Consider the following 16,450-nt stretch of genomic DNA (forward strand, 5'->3'; position numbering starts at 1 on the left):
GTCCTCCACACCCGGTAAAATAGCGACTTTGTCGCACCTGACGCGGCGTTGTGTGCCACATCCGCCACGCCCGCCACGCTTTCGACCCTTACCCGATTTCGCCTCCCCCTTTCGCTGTGATCCGATTCGAACACCTCTCCCTCGCGCGCGGCACCAAGCAGCTTTTTGAAGACATTTCCGTCACGCTCAATCCGGGCGAGCGCGTCGGCCTCGTCGGGGCCAACGGTGCAGGCAAGTCGACCTTGTTCGCCCTGCTGCGCGGCCAGTTGCATGCCGACGGCGGCGACGTCTTCATTCCCGGCGCGTGGCGCATCGCCCACGTGATGCAGGAAACGCCCGCCGTCGATCGCACCGCGCTCGATTACGTGCTCGACGGCGACACGCGCCTGCGCGACATCGAAGCCCGCATCGCACAAGCCGAAGCCGCCCACGACGGCCACGCCCAAGGCGAAGCCCACACGGCCTTTGCCGACGCCGACGGCTACACCGCCCCGGCACGCGGCGAAGCCCTGCTGCTGGGTCTGGGCTTCACGCTCGCGCAAACGGCCATGCCCGTCGCGAGCTTCTCCGGCGGCTGGCGCATGCGCCTGAACCTCGCGCAGGCACTCATGTGCCCGTCAGAACTGCTGCTGCTCGACGAACCGACGAACCACCTGGACCTCGACGCCATCGTCTGGCTCGAAGACTGGCTCAAACGCTACCCGGGCACGCTCGTCGTCATCTCACACGATCGCGAATTCCTCGACGAAGTCTGTAACGTCACGCTGCATATCGAGAATCAGCAGATCAAGCGTTACGGCGGCAACTACAGCCAGTTCGAAATCACACGCGGGCAGCAACTGGCCCTGCAACAGAACGCCTTCGACAAGCAGCAAAAAACGATTGCTCACCTCGAATCGTTCATCACGCGTTTCAAGGCCAAGGCAACGAAAGCCCGTCAGGCTCAGAGCCGGATGAAGGCGCTCGAAAAAATGGAGCGCATCGCGCCCGCGCACGCGGCGTCGCCGTTCACGTTCGAATTCCGCCCGGCCGACAGCGCGCCGAACCCGATGCTGGTGCTCGAAGGCGTTCGCTGCGGCTATCACTTGGAAGACGGCAGCGAGAAAGTGATTCTGCCGCACGTGACGATGTCGGTGCAGAACGAGCAACGCATCGGCCTGCTCGGCGCGAACGGTCAGGGCAAGTCGACGCTGATCAAGACGCTGGCGGGCACGCTCGATGCCCTCTCCGGCAATGTGAAGACCGGCAAGGGGTTACAGATCGGTTACTTCGCGCAGCATCAGGTCGAAACGCTGCGTCACGACGACTCGCCTATTCAGCATTTGCAACGCCTCGCGCCCGACACCCGCGAACAGGAGCTGCGCGATTTTCTCGGCGGCTTCAACTTCCGGGGCGAGATGGCGACGTCGTCCATCGCACCGTTCTCCGGCGGCGAGAAGGCACGCCTCGCGCTTGCGCTCATCATCTGGCAGAAGCCGAACCTGCTGCTGCTCGACGAACCGACGAACCACTTGGATCTCGAAACGCGTCATGCCCTGACGATGGCGCTGGCACAGTTCGACGGTACGCTGATTCTCGTCTCGCACGATCGACATCTGTTGCGCGCCACGACCGATCAGTTTCTGCTCGTGGCCGGTGGCGAGGTGAAGCCGTTCGATGGCGATCTGGACGACTACCGCGACTGGCTGCTGCAACACGCCGCCGATCAACGGGCCGCCGCGCGCGACAGCGCCGACACCGATGACAACGGCGTGAACCGCAAGGACCAGAAGCGCGCCGAAGCGCAGGAGCGGCAGCGCCTGTCGCAACTGCGCAAGCCGTTGCAGCGCAAGATCGAAAAGCTCGAACAGTCGATGGCCAAGCTCTCCGACGAGAAGGCCCGGCTCGACGCCATTCTCGCCGACAGCAGCACCTACGAAGACGCGAAGAAAGCCCTGCTTACCGACAGCCTCAAGCAGCAAGTCGAAGTCACGGCGAAGCTCTCGGATATCGAAGCCGAATGGCTCGAAGCGCAGGAAGCGATGGAGCAAATCGTCTGAGCGTTCGTCGCATAACGAAAAGGCCCGGTCAGCGAACACTGACCGGGCCTTTTTCATGCCTGCTTGCGATGTCTGCACGACGGGGAAAATCACCCCGTCGCCGACGCGTCGCGCGTCACCGCATTACAAACCTGCCACCACCGAAATCGCTTGCTCCAGACGGTCGACGGCATGCACTTCCAGTCCGTCGATCGGCTGCTTAGGCGCATTGGCCTTCGGAATGATCGCGATCGAGAAGCCGAGCTTGGCCGCTTCCTTCAGACGATCTTGTCCGCGCGGACTCGGCCGGATTTCGCCCGCCAGCCCCACTTCGCCAAACGCCACGATCCCGCGCGGCAGCGGCTTGTTGCGCAGCGACGAATGAATCGCGAGCAACACGGCCAAGTCGGCCGCAGGTTCGGTAATCTTCACACCGCCCACTGCGTTCAGAAACACGTCCTGATCGAAGCATGCAATGCCTGCGTGACGGTGCATCACGGCCAGCAGCATCGCCAGACGGTTCTGCTCCAGCCCGACCGCCAGACGCCTAGGGTTAGGCACCTGTGCGGTGTCGACCAGCGCCTGCACTTCGACCAGCAGCGGCCGCGTGCCCTCCTGCGTCACCAGCACGCAAGAGCCTGCCACCATCTGCTCATGCTGCGACAGGAACAACGCCGACGGATTCGCCACGCCGCGCAGCCCCTTCTCGGTCATCGCGAACACACCGAGTTCGTTCACGGCACCAAAGCGGTTTTTGAACGCCCGCACCAGCCGATACGACGAATGCGTGTCGCCTTCGAAATACAGCACCGTATCGACGATGTGCTCAAGCACACGCGGGCCCGCGAGGCTGCCTTCTTTGGTCACGTGCCCGACCAGAATCACGGTCACGCCGCTCTGCTTGGCGCAACGCGTCAGTTGCGCCGCGCATTCACGCACCTGCGCCACCGAACCGGGCGCCGAGCTGAGGGCTTCGGAATACACGGTCTGGATCGAGTCGATCACCACCACGTCGGGCTTCTCGGACTCGATCGCGCCGAGAATCTTCTCAAGCTGAATCTCGGCCAGCAAATCGAGATCACCACCGCCGCCCTCGCCTGCTGCGCCCAGACCGAGACGCTGCGCACGCAGTGCGATCTGCGCGCCCGACTCTTCACCGCTGACATAGAGCGCGCGACGCTCGCGCGACAGATGCGCCAGCGATTGCAGCAACAGCGTCGACTTGCCGATACCGGGATCACCACCGATCAGCACCACGCCACCGGCGACGAGCCCCCCGCCGAGCACACGGTCGAATTCGCTCACGCCACTGGAGAAGCGCGGCACATCAGACGCTTCGATCTCCGCGAGCTTGCGGATCGGCGTGCTCTTGGCGAGCGATTGATAGCGGTGGCCGGTCGACGTTTCCGGCACCGATTCGACGAGCGTATTCCAGCCGTTGCAGTGCGGGCACTGGCCAGCCCACTTGGGGCTCTGGCCACCGCATTCGGTACAGATATAGACAGTCTTGGCTTTGGCCATGCGCGCGCTCAGTGCGCGTGCACGGGCACGCGACGCGCCACGGCACACATCAACTCGTAGCCGAGCGTGCCGGCCGAGGCCGCCACTTCATCAATAGAGAGGCCACGGCCCCACAGCGTCACCGACGTCCCGACGCGGGCCTGCGGCACCGGCGTCAGATCGACCGCCAGCATGTCCATCGACACCCGCCCGACGATCTGCGTACGCACCCCATCCACCAGCACCGGCGTGCCCGACGGGGCCACGCGCGGATACCCGTCGGCATAACCGCAAGCCACCGTCCCGACACGCATCGGCGCTTCGGCCGTGAAGAGGCTGCCATAGCCGACGGTGCCGCCGGCCGGGACTTCCTGAATGCCGATCAGTTCCGATTCCAGCGTCATGGCCGGTTGCAGACCGAGGTCGACGGCAGGGACTTCGAGCCCCTTCGGCGACGAGCCGTACAGCATGATGCCCGGGCGCACCCATGCGCCATGCGTCTCCGGATGGAAAAGCGTCGCGGCCGAGTTGGCAAGGCTGCGCTCGCCCGGCACATCGCGGGCGCCACGCTCGAAAGCGGCCACCTGATGCTCGATGCCACGGGGGCCATCGGCGTCCGAGAAGTGCGTCATCAGCACGATCTGGCTGACCCCGGGGATGGCACGGGCACGTTCCCACGCGGCGCGATAGCGCTCGGGAGCGAAGCCCAGGCGATTCATGCCCGAGTTCATCTTCAGTTGCACGTTGAGCGGCTTGGTCAGGCGCGTGGTCTCGAGCATGCGCAGCTGGTCGTCGCTATGCACGGTCGTGGTGAGACCGTACTTGTCGACGATGGCGAGATCGGACGGCGTGAAGAACCCTTCGAGCAACAGGATCGGGCCGGCCCAGCCGAGTTCGCGCACGCGCACGGCCTCGTCGAGATCGAGCAGGCCGAAGCCGTCGGCATCGCGCAAGCCGGGATAGGCATTTTCAATGCCGTGCCCATACGCATTGGCCTTCACCACCGCCCAGACCTTGGCGTTGGGGGCGTGGCGACGGGCGACATCGAGATTGTGAGCAAGCGCTGCGGTATGAATCGAAACTTTGATCGGACGAGGCATGGCAGGATTGAGGACAGAAGAGAGGCGCCACCGGAACACGGCTTCAAAAACACGGCCAAAGGACTGGCTGAAGCACTGACTGAAGCAGCGGTTCAAATACACTGCATTGACATGCCCCGCGCGAATTGGTGCGATTTTGTGCGAAGGGAAATGACGCAGGGTGGACCACAGCGTTTCAGGCATGCCTGAAGGTGCCGGCGGCATAACGCATCGGCATATTTTCGTGTTATAAAGCCGTGCGCACAACTTGTTTTGCCGAAATCTTTATCCCGACAACAATATCGGTCAAAGACCGAGGGCGACCGGGCGCCCGACACGGGGGCTACAAGGCCGAATATACGGCCCATTAGCGACACATGCATGCTTGATGAGCGCAGATACCCCTGTGTTTAAGCCCGGTTTCATCCCGTTTGGGTGCCCGACGCGGGCACCGCGGATTCCGACAACCGAGACACGCAAGTTTTACGCCGCACGGGATCGACTCAAGTACCGATGAAGAAAGGCTTTTACACCATCATGGCCGCGCAGTTTTTTTCGTCGCTGGCCGACAATGCATTGCTTATTGCAGCAATCGCACTTCTGAAAGATCTGCATTCCCCGCAGTGGATGACTCCGCTGCTCAAACTCTTCTTCGTTCTCTCGTACGTCATTCTGGCTGCCTATGTCGGCGCCTTTGCGGATTCCATGCCCAAAGGCCGCGTCATGTTCATCAGCAATTCGATCAAAGTGGTCGGCTGCATGATGATGCTGTTCGGCTCGCACCCATTGATCGCGTACGGGGTGGTCGGCTTCGGCGCGGCGGCGTACTCGCCCGCGAAGTACGGCATTCTCACTGAGCTGTTACCGGCAGAACGACTGGTCGCGGCCAATGGGTGGATCGAAGGGCTCACCGTCAGTTCGATCATTCTCGGCACAGTATTGGGCGGCGCGCTGATCAGCCCCCACGTCTCCGAATGGATTCTGCTGCGCACGCCCGAAGTCATCAGTTCGCCGGCCATGGCTGCGATGGTGATCATCATGGGCATCTATGTAATCGCAGCCCTGTTCAATCTGCGCATTCCCGACACCGGCGCCCGCTACGCGCGCCAGGAACGCAACCCGATCAAGCTGGTTTCCGACTTCGCCGACTGCTTCGTCACCCTGTGGCGCGACAAGCTGGGTCAGATCTCGCTGGCGGTCACCACGCTCTTCTGGGGTGCTGGCGCGACGCTGCAATTCATCGTGCTGCGCTGGGCGGAAAAAGCCCTCGGCATGACCCTGTCGGAAGGTGCGATTCTGCAAGCCGTGTCGGCCGTGGGCGTGGCCATTGGCGCCATCGTCGCGGCCTCGCGCATCCCGCTCAAGCGCTCACTCTCCGTCCTGCCCGTGGGCATCGCCATGGGCGTTGCCGTGATGGCCATGGCCTTCTTCTCGAAGGATCTGCTGCCGTTCGGTCAGCACTGGAAGGTGCCGCTGTATCTAATCATTGCGTATATCTTCCTGATCATCGTGGGCGCGCTCGCCGGCTTCTTTGTCGTGCCGATGAACGCCCTGCTGCAACACCGCGGCCACGTGCTGCTGTCTGCCGGCCACTCGATCGCCGTGCAGAACTTCAATGAAAACCTGTCGGTGCTGATCATGCTGTGCCTGTACGCGCTGCTGATCTGGTTCAACGTGCCGGTCGGGATCGTCATTGTTCTCTTCGGTTTGTTCGTGTCGGGCACGATGTGGCTCGTCATGAGGCGCCATCAGGCCAATCAGCGCGAATTCGATTCGCTCTCGCTCATTGGCGAAGTCAAGCATTGATATGAATTCGCAATCGTCGTCCGCTTCGCAAACCTCCACAGGCATTCCCATTGCGCTGACCATCGCCGGCTCGGATTCGAGCGGCGGTGCCGGCATTCAGGCCGATCTCAAGGCGTTCTCTGCGCTCGGCGCGTACGGCGCGAGCGTGATTACCGCTCTGACCGCGCAGAACACGCGCGGCGTGACCGACATTCACACGCCGCCCGCGAGCTTCGTCACGGCACAGATGGATGCCGTGTTTCAGGACCTCGATGTGGATGCCGTCAAGCTCGGCATGCTGGCCAACGCCGAGGTGGTGCGGGCGGTCGCCGCCGGCCTGCGCAAGTACCGGCCGCGCTTCGTGATTCTCGACACGGTCATGATCTCGAAGAGCGGTCATGCCCTGCTGCAACCGGATGCTGTCGCCGCGTTGCGCGACGAACTGCTGCCGCTGGCTGACCTGATAACGCCGAACCTGCCTGAAGCCGCCGCGTTGCTCGGCGTTGCCCCGGCCACCAACGAAGACGAGATGGAACAGCAGGCGCAGGCATTGCGCGCGCTGGGCGCTCGCAACGTGCTGGTCAAGGGCGGTCATCTGGGCGGCGATCTGAGCCCGGACTGGCTCGTGAGTGCCGAGGGCGTGGAGCGCTTCAACGCACCGCGCATCGCCGCGCACAACACCCACGGCACCGGCTGCACGTTGTCGGCGGCGTTGGCCGCATTGCGCCCGCGCCGCAGCGACTGGTCGAGCACCGTGCGTGACGCGAAGGCTTACCTCAACGGCGCGCTCGCCGCCAGCGATGAGCTTCACATCGGACACGGCATCGGCCCCGTGCATCACTTCCACGCGATCTGGCCGAAGGCATAAGCCCTGCCCGGCCCAGCCCACTGGCTTAACCGGTCTAAAGCGACGGCGCGCCATCGTCGGCACTCGCTGCCAACGCACGACGGGCCGCCGCATCGGCCCGCTCCGCCAACTCTTCGATACGATGCCGCGCACGCGGCGCCCAGTAGTCGGGCACGATAAAACCGCGTTCGCGCTCGATCCAATCGCCCTGCGTCGGTGCACCCCCTGCCACCGGCGCCGCCCGCGTCAACGACACGATCAACAACGGCTCGGCCACCCCTCGCTCACGCCAGTGCGTCTCGATGCGCTCACGCATGGCCTCGAGCGAGAACACCGCATGTTCGGCCACCCGCGCGGGCGCCAGCCAACGCACCCGCGGCAGAATGGCCCACGCCTCGTCGGCCTGCACGTCACCGGCCGACACCGCCTGCTGCGCGTGCACCCACCACTCGTCAAGCGTCGCCCACCAGCCGCGCCCATGCGTCTCGGCGGCCACCTGAGGCAAGACGGAAGGCTGAGTGAGCGGATGGAACAACCACCCTTTGAGATAGACCTGCGGCAACCACGGGCCGGCGGCGGGCAATGCGCTGCGCACGGCGTCGAAGGTAGTCAACCGCAATTGATGGCCGAGCAGCCGCGCCACCTTGTCGGCGAGACTGTCGGCGAGATTCGGACCCAGCCAGTGGAATTGGAGCGAGCGTTCGTCGAGCGGCGGCACCTGCGCGACCGGCCCGGCCGGGGGGACGAACAAATAGAGTTTGACGGCCAGTTCCCAGTGCAATAACCGCCGGTCGGCGCGTCGCTCCAGCAGGAAGTCGCACTCGCCCAGCGTCATGTTGCCGCGCCGGACGTCGCGCACTTGCAGCCCCGCCGCCAGCAGCTCAAGGGACGGGCTGTGCAGCAGTGCGAAATGCAGCAACTGCTCGGCATAACGGCCGAGACGGTTACTTTGCCCCTGCTGCACGATGAATTCGCGCAGCGGCTCGACGTCGGCATCGCAGGCGAGCAACCAGTCGTGCAATGCCGCCGTGGCGCCCGGCCCGTCGTCGAGGTGCGCCACCGCCGCCGGAAAACGCGCAGCACTGAGCAGATCGTCGGACAACAGCAGCCACGCGAGGTCCCGTACCGGCGGCTCGCGCAGCGTTGCGATCAGTTCGCGATAGGCTTGTTGGCCGGAGTCGATTCGCACACCGCCTCGTAGGTGGCCCGCGCCAGGCACCAATCCGTCCAGGCTTTGGCCTTGTCGGGCAGACTGCGTAACAGATATGCCGGATGGTACGTCACGATCACCGGCACGCCTTCATACTCGTGCACACGTCCACGCAGGCTGGCAATGCTTGCCTGCGTACGCAAGATACTCTGCGCGGCAAAGCGCCCCATCACGACGATCACGCGCGGCTTGAGCAGAGCGACCTGACGCTTGAGATACGGCTCGCAGCTTGCCACCTCGTCCGCCTCGGGATCGCGGTTGCCGGGCGGGCGGCACTTGAGCACGTTGGCGATATACACGTTCTCGCCACGCTTGAGCGCCGACGCCCGCAGCATGTTGTCGAGCAGCTTGCCTGCCTGCCCCACGAACGGCTCGCCCTGCAAATCTTCCTGCTGACCCGGTGCTTCGCCGACGAGCAACCAATCAGCCTCGCGGTCGCCGACACCAAAGACGGTTTGCGTACGCTTCTCGCACAATCCGCACAACTGGCAGTTGGCCACACGCTCGGTAAGCGCTTCCCAATCCAGCGTTTCTACCGCCGGCAATGCCGGACGCTTCTCAGCGTCTGCGGCACCGCCATCGCGCACGATCGACCACAGCGCGGCATCGGCCGCCGCATCGCCGTCGCCATTGCCCTCGCTGTCGAGCCACATCGGGACATCGTCGGGCGGCATATCGCTCGCCCTGCCGGCATTGCCCGCAGGGTTCGACGCCACCGGACGCGGGTTGGCGGCGCGCGCCGCCGGTGCGGCAGGCGGCTCGCGATATGCCGGCACAGGCGTCGCCCGTTCAGACGGCGAATCCGATGGGGCAGTATCGAACGCGTTGGCTCGGGCCACTGGGCGCGCCACCACCGGCGGCGTGACGTCCCAAGGCGGCAGATCGTCGGTGCCGAGCTCGGCAGTGGCGACCGGCGCAGCCACTTCCAGCGTCGCGATGTCCCCTTCTTGTGCGGCATTGGCAGCATCAGCGGCGGCCGCAGCCACCGCATCGTGCGACATCCATACTGGCCAAAGGCCGAACTCTTCCAGAATTGCTTTAGGCCACGGCACGATCGGTCTCCCACGACAGGCGCATCACGATGGCGTCTTCGCGACGCCCGCTGGCCGGATAGTATCCTTTGCGCCGGCCGATCTGTTCGAAGCCAAAACGCTCGTAAATGCGCAGCGCGCGCATGTTGGACGGCCGCACTTCCAGCAGCACGCCACCCATGCCTTGCTCTCGCGAGGTGCGCACGATCTCTTCGAGCAGCGCCACCCCAAACCGTTGCCCTGCATCTCGGGCACGACACAGACGTTGAGCAGGTGCGACTCGTCCACCACCGGCATCAACAGAAAATAGCCGAGCAGCGAGCCGTCCACCGCACGCAGACACACGCCCTGATGCCCGGCATCGAGCGAATCGGCGAAGTTCTGCCGCGTCCACGGAAACGGGTACGCGCGCACTTCCACGGCGATGACTTCGTCGAGGTCGGCCAGCGTCATCGGCGAGAAGTGATTCGGGCCGGTCTGACGCATCAGGACGCCCCCTTGCCGTCAGCCTGGGCTGCCGCCTGCTTGATGGCTTCGCGTTCGGCCGTTGTCTGGGCGACCTTGTTACGGATATAGACGGGCATGGCCTGATCGGCAGCAATCGCTTCGCCCCGGGCGAACGCGCGCGCCGCCAGCGTCGCCACGTAGCGGGCACGCGGCATGGCGTCGGCCAGCACGGCCTGCGCCTGCTGGGCGGCAATCAGGCGATCGCCGAACGCGACGGCGGCATTCCCGGCGACCACGAACGGCGCATCGGGGGCACGCACCAGCTCGGCCGCATCGAGTGAAGGCGCTTGCGCTTCACGCCAGTCGCCGGCAGCAGCATCCCAGACGTAATCGGCCCAGTAGGCCTCGTTCATACGGGCGTCGAGCGCGACGAGCACACGCTGCGTGTCGACGTGCGTCGCACGGGCCGCTTCGGCGCAGGCCAGCAGCGTGCCGACCGGCACGACCGGCAGACCGGCACCGAAGGCCAGCCCTTGCGCGACGCCGCACGCCGTGCGAAGGCCGGTAAACGACCCCGGTCCGGCGCCAAAGGCAATGGCGTCGCAATCGGCGAGCGCAAGACCGGCCTCGCGGAGCACGTCGCGCGCGGCAGGCAGAATATGGGTACTGGAGACGGGACCGGTGTCGAGGTGACGCTCGACGACGAGCGCTGGTGCGTCGCTGGCAGGATCATGGCGATACACGGCAACCGAACAAAACTCGGTCGACGTATCGAGGGCAAGAAGCGTAATCGAAGACATGGCGCTATTGTAATCGGGCACACGGCGAGCAACCTAGCGGATCGACGCAGGAAAACGAGAGATCGCAAGCGTCCACTGGCAAGCAGGCATCCGCCAACACCGCCGGACCGCCGCTATCTCCGCTCGCCGACTTCACCGGCGCACCCCGCCCTGAACGCCCGCGTGAGTGGAGAGACCGGCACCCGGACTGGGCTTTTTCACCCCGTGTAAATGCCAACGTGCATTTCCTAAAAAAATCAGGTATAATTCGCGCTTCGCTTTTCGGGGCACCATGTTGTACCCCATCAGGCGACGAAAACTGCGTTTTGCCCCAATCCTGTGATAAGCCTTTGTAGTAGTTCTTGCCGGTACTGGCGTTCCTAACCGAACGACCCGCCACCGTCCCCTGGCTTACGATACGGATTTCGATCCGCTTTCTGCCCCATCCGCGATTTGCTTCCTGCTTGCGACGAATTGGGTTTGCCGATTGGCGCCAACGCCCCAACGTAACCCTATCAATCCGCAAGAGGATTCATGGAACAGACATCCAAGATGTCTGCGCTCGCGCAGACCTATTTCCCTTCGTCCGAAGAAAACGCAATCGACGCAGCCGCTCCGCAAGTTGCAGCCGTTGCCGCCGTTGCTGAAGGCCCCACGTTCGCCGAACTCGGCCTGAACGAAGCCATTCTTTCGGCACTCACCACCGCCGGTTACACCAACCCGACCCCCGTGCAGCAGCGTGCGATTCCCGCCGCGCTCGCCGGTCGCGACCTGCTGGTCTCGAGCCCGACGGGCTCGGGCAAGACCGCCGCTTTCATGTTGCCCGCGATTCACCGCTTTGCCGAAATGCAAGCCAGCGGCGATCTCGGCAACCGTGCCCCGGCTGCTCACCCGCGCAACCAACCGGCTGCCCCGGGCGAAAAGCCGCGCAAGGGCCAACGCATTCGCCGCGTCGCCGCGCAACCGCTGCTGCTCGTGCTCACGCCGACGCGTGAACTGGCTCAGCAGGTGTCGACGGCCGCCGACACGTACGGCAAGCAACTGCGCCGTCTGCGCACCGTCAGCATTCTGGGCGGCATGCCCTACCCGCGTCAGCTGGAAATGCTGGCCAAACAGCCCGAAATCATCGTGGCAACGCCGGGCCGTCTGCTCGACCACATCTCCAGCGGCAAGATCGATCTGTCGCAACTGATGATGCTCGTGCTGGACGAAGCCGACCGCATGCTGGACATGGGCTTCATCGACGACATTCAAACGATTGTCGACGCGACGCCGGCAACGCGTCAGACGCTGCTGTTCTCGGCAACGATCGACGGCCGCCTGAGCGAAATCACGCGCCGTCTGCTGCGCGATCCGGAAACCATCGAGATCACGCGTAGCAACGACCAGCGCACCAACGAAAACATCGAACAGATGCTGCACTATGTGGACGACCGCTCGCACAAGGATCGCCTGCTGACGCACCTGCTCGGTAACGACTCGCTCGACCAGGCCATCGTGTTCACGTCGACCAAGCGCGACGCCGACCTGCTGGCCGATCAACTCGAACAAGCCGGCTTTGACAGCGCCGCACTGCACGGCGACATGCCGCAAGGCGTGCGTAACCGTACGCTGCGCGCCCTGCGCGAGCGCAAGGTGCGCGTGCTGGTGGCGACCGACGTCGCGGCCCGCGGTATCGACGTGCCGGGCATCACGCACGTGTTCAACTACGATCTGCCGAAGTTCGCCGAAGACTACGTGCACCGCATTGGCCGTACGGGCCGTGCCGGCCGCCGTGGCGTCGCCGTGAGCCTCGCCGCACACGCCGAAGTCGGTGCCGTGCGCCGTATCGAACGCTACACGCGTCAACCCCTGCCGGTGAACGTCGTGGTCGGCTTCGAGCCGCGCCGCTCGGCCCCCAAGGCAGGTGCTGGCACCGGCGGCAAGCGTCCGGGCCAAGGCCGTGGCGGTCCGCGTCAGGGTGCAGGTGCGGGTGCAGGCCGTTGGAGCAATAACGGTCCGCGTCAAGGCGGCAACGGTGGCGGCGGTTATCAAGGCGGCCAACGCTTTGGTGGCGCCGGCAAGCCGGCGGGCGGCACTTTCGAGCGTCGTGAGAGCACCGGTTACCAAGGTGGCTATGCGGGCGGCGAAGGTGGTAATGGCGGCAATGCCGGCAACACCAGCGGCTTCTCGAACGGCAGCGGCACCGACCGTTTCGAGCGTCGCGCATCGCGTCCGTTCGAAGGCAACCGTCAAGGTCAGGACCGTGGCACGGGCGGTGGTTATCGCCAGGATCGCGGCGGCTACGGCGGCGGCAATCGTAACGGCGGCAGCGGCGGCGGCTTCAAGCGTCGCGGCGACTAAGTCCGTGCAGCGCTGGTCACTTCGACTGGCGCTACCGGCGACATAGTCAAACTCGCCCGCAGTCAACGCATTAAACGACACCCCGGCAGGTGGGACATCAGTCCCGCCTCCGGGGTGTTGTCATATGGGGCGGTGAAATCACCCTACGCTGCCGCGCCGATATTGCCGCTCACGCGGCATCCCCATGGGCGCCGCGCACCGCACCGCTCCCCGTCCTTCGACGTCGATAGCGAATTCACCGATCTTCTGACGTAACTCTTTCGCCCGGAGCCCCTGACCGAGTCCCTCGCACCGCTCGGCGAATGCCATGCAGGCGCTCAGCACTTCCGAGAAGCCACCCACCGCGATAAATGTGTCTCTGGAACTCGCAAGGCAGCGAATCACCGCCGCTTGCTTGTCGGCGCTCGCGAAATTCGAAATCGCTCCCGTGTAAAGGTCCGCCGCGATATCGAACCGCCCCCCAGCGGCATAAGCGCTGGCATCGCGTTCGTGCTCGCGTGCCAGCCGCTCAACGGCGTCCGGCGATAGCGCCCGACGCACCAACAACAATCGCTCACGAATGGAGTTCGCTTCGCCCGCCGAGGAATTCAGCAGGCTTGCGCGCTCCATTTCGGTAATCGCACCGTCGCCGCCGCCGAAACACGCCGGCATGAGCGGGATACGCAGGCCGATGCCGGGAATCTGCACGGTAATCAGCCCGCACGGAAAGACCTGCGGCCCCTCATTGACGGGGCATTCTGTCGAAGGAAACAACATGACGGACCTGGCGTCCGCGTTCAGCTTTTGAAACAGAAACCGGCTACTCTCGCCCGTCTTGAGCGGAAACTCCCCCAATTCGCGCAAGTGCTGTCTTCCCGCAGGCGTTGACGCGATATGGCAGCGCACCAACGCATCGAGGATGCTTCGCTTCTGACCATCATTGGCAAATACGTCGGCGACCCAGTCAAGCAGCCCCATCTGGGCGATGCCGTGCCGAAAGTGGTGAAAGGCCGCAGACAGGCGAGATCCGTTGTCAGCGAAATTCCTGATGACGATATCAAGCGCGTCGATACGTTTGCGAACCCTCTCTGCGCGCAATTCGCTGAGCTCACCACCGGGGTATCCGTGCACGGGCAGGCTTCTGGCCACTGTCGATAGCATTGCGATACCTCAATTCTGCCGGGGCGGCAACATCGCCGCCCAGCGTGTGGATGTGCACCGGAATGTCAGTCGAGCGCAACGATCGTCCCGTTAAACATGTTCATGACGCGCTCGAACTCAGCGACCTCGCGACGAACCCGCTGCGCATCGTGATGCCGTCCGGCAATCTCGCGGTCTTCGGCGTACCAACGACACACCTTGATGACGGCCGCCGCGTCGCCCGTGATCGGAAAAATCTCCTGCGCATGCCCAAGGCAACGGATCAGGTGATCAGGTGTCGGTAGTCGCACGAACGCCTCGATAGCACTCTGAAGCAACCGGCTGGCGACTTTGAACTGACGGTCCCGCTGATAAATCTGCGCATCCGTCTCGCAAGCGAGTCCCAGCGTTTCGTACTCGGCGAGCGACAGCCGCTCATGCCGGTCGGAAAGGATCTGGCTTATCGATCTCCCCCCCATAAACGCCTGATGCATCAGCCACTGGTGCTCGTACGGCGTGATTGCGCCGTCACCGTCGCCAAAGCAATCTGCCATGAGTGGCAGGCGAAGATCCACGGCAGGTACCCGTAGATGTATCGGCGGTCCGGATTCGGCCAGTGTCAGCCGTTCGCAGGACAAGTTATCAGGCGTCGGCATCAACATGCGCGAGCGGGCATCGGGCGTCAGATGCCGCAACAGATACAGGCTGCTCTCACCCGCCTTCAGCGGATACTCCCCCACCTCGGACAAGTATTGCCGTCCTTGCATGTATGACCCGATATGGCATCGGGCCAGCGCCTCCAGAATCGATCGCTTTCGTGCACCGTTCGTAAAAACATCCTTGATGCGATCCCACGGTCCCATCTGCGTCACGCTGCGGCGGAATCGCTCAAATGCCACGCGTGAGGCAACCGCGTTGTCGGCCTCGTCGGAAAGTGTGTCCTCGAGGGCACGAACGCTGTCGTGAATCGCGTCAGCACGTGCCTCGCTGAGTTGCCGGGAGGGATACCCTTGCAGCGGAAGAGATAGGGAGTGAGCAGGTAGCATCGCGGTGCCTCTGACGTGTCGGACGCAACCGTGCGCCGGCGCCAGCCACCGGGCATGGGGATCACGCAGGTGCCGTCGCTCCCTGACTATCGCGTCACGCGGCGCCCGGATATTTCAGGAATCGCCGAACGCGCACAAGCGGGTTCCCAAACGCGGCCGCCATCGACACGTCACACCACTACGCAAACCGGTCCGTCGCCTCGATCAACCAATGCAAAATCGTCGGTTCATTGAACGCGTGACCGGCGTCTGCCGCCCAGAAGAAGTCGGCTTCCGGCCAAGCCTTGTGCAATTCCCACGCCGTGCGCGCGGGCGTCGCCACATCGTAACGGCCCTGCACGATCACACCGGGAATGCCACGCAGACGCCACGCATCCGCGATCAGTTGATCGGGCTTGAGAAAGCCGTCGTGCACGAAATAGTGGTTTTCGATGCGCGCAAACGCAATCGCGTAGTGCGGATCGCCAAACGCTTCGGTCAGCGCCGCGTCGTGCAGCAACGTGATCGTGCTGCCCTCCCACATGCTCCATGCGCGAGCGGCTTGGATCTTCGCAGTCTCATCGGCCCCCGTCAGGCGCTTGCGATAAGCGCGCATCAGGTCGCCCCGTTCTTCCAGCGGAATCGGCGCAAGAAACGCATCCCATCGATCGGGGAACAGCCACGACGCCCCTTCTTGGTAATACCAATGCAATTCCTCACGGCGCACCGTGAAGATGCCGCGAACGATCAATTCGCTCACGCGTGTGGGATGCGTCTGCGCGTAGGCCAGCGCCAGCGTGCTGCCCCATGAACCGCCCAGCACGAGCCACCGGTCGTAGCCGAACTTTTCGCGCAGGCGCTCGATGTCGCGCACGAGATCCCACGTCGTGTTGTGGTCCAGACTCGCGTGCGGCAACGAGCGGCCGCAGCCGCGCTGATCGAACAGGGTGATGCAGTACTTTGCGGGATCGAACAGCCGTCGCTGCTCGGGAGAACACCCGCCACCGGGGCCGCCGTGCAGGAACACGGCGGGTTTGCCGTGCGGGTTGCCGCACTGCTCCCAGTAGATCTGATGGCCATCGCCTACGTCGAGCATGCCGCTCGCGAACGGGGCAATCGGCGGATACATCTGGCGCAGGCGCTCGGGACGCGCTTCCACCACGTTGCCGGCGGCGCGCGCGCCGGGTTGCGACGGCGGCGTCACGGCATGCGCATCGCGAAGCCCATCGCAGGGGGTGTCATCGGGAAAGTCGGCTGGCATCGGCAT

Annotated in this window: 12 protein-coding genes and 1 pseudogene; 4 read left to right on the top strand and 9 right to left on the bottom strand. The window is 64.2% G+C overall.

Features of this window, described 5'->3' with window-relative positions:
• Window positions 1-116 precede the first annotated feature (116 nt).
• Window positions 117-2,039: an ATP-binding cassette domain-containing protein gene (locus CDV46_RS00375; protein WP_087721478.1), complete on the top strand. Its 1,923-nt coding sequence runs from the start codon at window positions 117-119 to the stop codon at window positions 2,037-2,039.
• A gap of 123 nt (window positions 2,040-2,162) precedes the next feature.
• Here the strand turns inward: CDV46_RS00375 and radA are convergent, their stop codons facing one another.
• On the bottom strand, window positions 2,163-3,539 hold the full coding sequence (gene radA, locus CDV46_RS00380) for a DNA repair protein RadA (protein WP_058380337.1): 1,377 nt from the start codon (window positions 3,537-3,539) through the stop codon (window positions 2,163-2,165).
• Window positions 3,540-3,547: 8 nt separating this feature from the next.
• Window positions 3,548-4,618: an alanine racemase gene (gene alr, locus CDV46_RS00385; RefSeq protein WP_087721479.1), complete on the bottom strand. Its 1,071-nt coding sequence runs from the start codon at window positions 4,616-4,618 to the stop codon at window positions 3,548-3,550.
• Window positions 4,619-5,110: 492 nt separating this feature from the next.
• Here alr and lplT point away from each other — a divergent pair, with 492 nt between their 5' ends.
• Together lplT and thiD are read left to right on the top strand one after the other, a co-directional pair.
• Window positions 5,111-6,403, top strand: coding sequence for a lysophospholipid transporter LplT (gene lplT, locus CDV46_RS00390; protein WP_087688806.1), 1,293 nt, complete (start codon window positions 5,111-5,113; stop codon window positions 6,401-6,403).
• A 1-nt stretch (window position 6,404) separates the two neighbouring features.
• Window positions 6,405-7,250 (top strand): bifunctional hydroxymethylpyrimidine kinase/phosphomethylpyrimidine kinase, encoded by an 846-nt coding sequence (thiD, locus tag CDV46_RS00395; protein WP_087688807.1) that lies wholly within the window; start codon window positions 6,405-6,407, stop codon window positions 7,248-7,250.
• Between the two features lie 34 nt (window positions 7,251-7,284).
• Here the strand turns inward: thiD and CDV46_RS00400 are convergent, their stop codons facing one another.
• From CDV46_RS00400 to tsaB, 4 genes and pseudogenes are all read right to left on the bottom strand, one after another.
• Window positions 7,285-8,418: a DUF1853 family protein gene (locus CDV46_RS00400; RefSeq protein ID WP_170936001.1), complete on the bottom strand. Its 1,134-nt coding sequence runs from the start codon at window positions 8,416-8,418 to the stop codon at window positions 7,285-7,287.
• Entirely contained in the window at window positions 8,379-9,440 is a 1,062-nt protein-coding gene (locus tag CDV46_RS00405) for a uracil-DNA glycosylase (RefSeq protein WP_441339294.1), read from the bottom strand. The genes CDV46_RS00400 and CDV46_RS00405 overlap by 40 nt, the downstream gene beginning before the upstream one ends.
• A 37-nt stretch (window positions 9,441-9,477) precedes the next feature.
• Window positions 9,478-9,956 (bottom strand): annotated as a pseudogene (gene rimI, locus CDV46_RS00410) (ribosomal protein S18-alanine N-acetyltransferase).
• Window positions 9,956-10,717, bottom strand: coding sequence for a tRNA (adenosine(37)-N6)-threonylcarbamoyltransferase complex dimerization subunit type 1 TsaB (gene tsaB, locus CDV46_RS00415; protein ID WP_087721481.1), 762 nt, complete (start codon window positions 10,715-10,717; stop codon window positions 9,956-9,958). The pseudogene rimI and the gene tsaB overlap by 1 nt, the downstream one beginning before the upstream one ends.
• Before the next feature lie 531 nt (window positions 10,718-11,248).
• Between tsaB and CDV46_RS00420 the strand changes: the two genes are divergently transcribed.
• The gene (locus CDV46_RS00420; protein WP_087688910.1) at window positions 11,249-13,039 is read left to right on the top strand and encodes a DEAD/DEAH box helicase; all 1,791 of its coding nucleotides are present in this window, start codon (window positions 11,249-11,251) and stop codon (window positions 13,037-13,039) included.
• 138 nt (window positions 13,040-13,177) lie between these two features.
• Here CDV46_RS00420 and CDV46_RS00425 read toward each other — a convergent pair whose 3' ends face one another.
• From CDV46_RS00425 to pip, 3 genes are all read right to left on the bottom strand, one after another.
• On the bottom strand, window positions 13,178-14,179 hold the full coding sequence (locus CDV46_RS00425) for a hypothetical protein (protein WP_087721482.1): 1,002 nt from the start codon (window positions 14,177-14,179) through the stop codon (window positions 13,178-13,180).
• A gap of 65 nt (window positions 14,180-14,244) precedes the next feature.
• Complete coding sequence (locus tag CDV46_RS00430) at window positions 14,245-15,204, bottom strand: hypothetical protein (RefSeq protein ID WP_087688813.1); 960 nt, start codon at window positions 15,202-15,204, stop codon at window positions 14,245-14,247.
• 178 nt (window positions 15,205-15,382) lie between these two features.
• Complete coding sequence (gene pip / locus CDV46_RS00435) at window positions 15,383-16,312, bottom strand: prolyl aminopeptidase (protein WP_087688911.1); 930 nt, start codon at window positions 16,310-16,312, stop codon at window positions 15,383-15,385.
• Window positions 16,313-16,450 lie beyond the last annotated feature (138 nt).

It is taken from the genome of Pandoraea sp. PE-S2T-3, assembly GCF_002179965.1.
In the GTDB taxonomy this organism is placed as follows: domain Bacteria; phylum Pseudomonadota; class Gammaproteobacteria; order Burkholderiales; family Burkholderiaceae; genus Pandoraea.

Excerpts from the sequence above, each read along its gene's own strand:
- pip (WP_087688911.1), bottom strand. The coding sequence starts at position 16,312 with ATGTATCCGCCGATTGCCCCGTTCGCGAGCGGCATGCTCGACGTAGGC.
- CDV46_RS00420 (WP_087688910.1), top strand. The coding sequence starts at position 11,249 with ATGTCTGCGCTCGCGCAGACCTATTTCCCTTCGTCCGAAGAAAACGCA.
- lplT (WP_087688806.1), top strand. The coding sequence starts at position 5,111 with ATGAAGAAAGGCTTTTACACCATCATGGCCGCGCAGTTTTTTTCGTCG.
- tsaB (WP_087721481.1), bottom strand. The coding sequence starts at position 10,717 with ATGTCTTCGATTACGCTTCTTGCCCTCGATACGTCGACCGAGTTTTGT.
- alr (WP_087721479.1), bottom strand. The coding sequence starts at position 4,618 with ATGCCTCGTCCGATCAAAGTTTCGATTCATACCGCAGCGCTTGCTCAC.
- CDV46_RS00430 (WP_087688813.1), bottom strand. The coding sequence starts at position 15,204 with ATGCTACCTGCTCACTCCCTATCTCTTCCGCTGCAAGGGTATCCCTCC.
- radA (WP_058380337.1), bottom strand. The coding sequence starts at position 3,539 with ATGGCCAAAGCCAAGACTGTCTATATCTGTACCGAATGCGGTGGCCAG.
- CDV46_RS00405 (WP_441339294.1), bottom strand. The coding sequence starts at position 9,440 with ATGTCGCACGATGCGGTGGCTGCGGCCGCCGCTGATGCTGCCAATGCC.
- thiD (WP_087688807.1), top strand. The coding sequence starts at position 6,405 with ATGAATTCGCAATCGTCGTCCGCTTCGCAAACCTCCACAGGCATTCCC.
- CDV46_RS00425 (WP_087721482.1), bottom strand. The coding sequence starts at position 14,179 with ATGCTATCGACAGTGGCCAGAAGCCTGCCCGTGCACGGATACCCCGGT.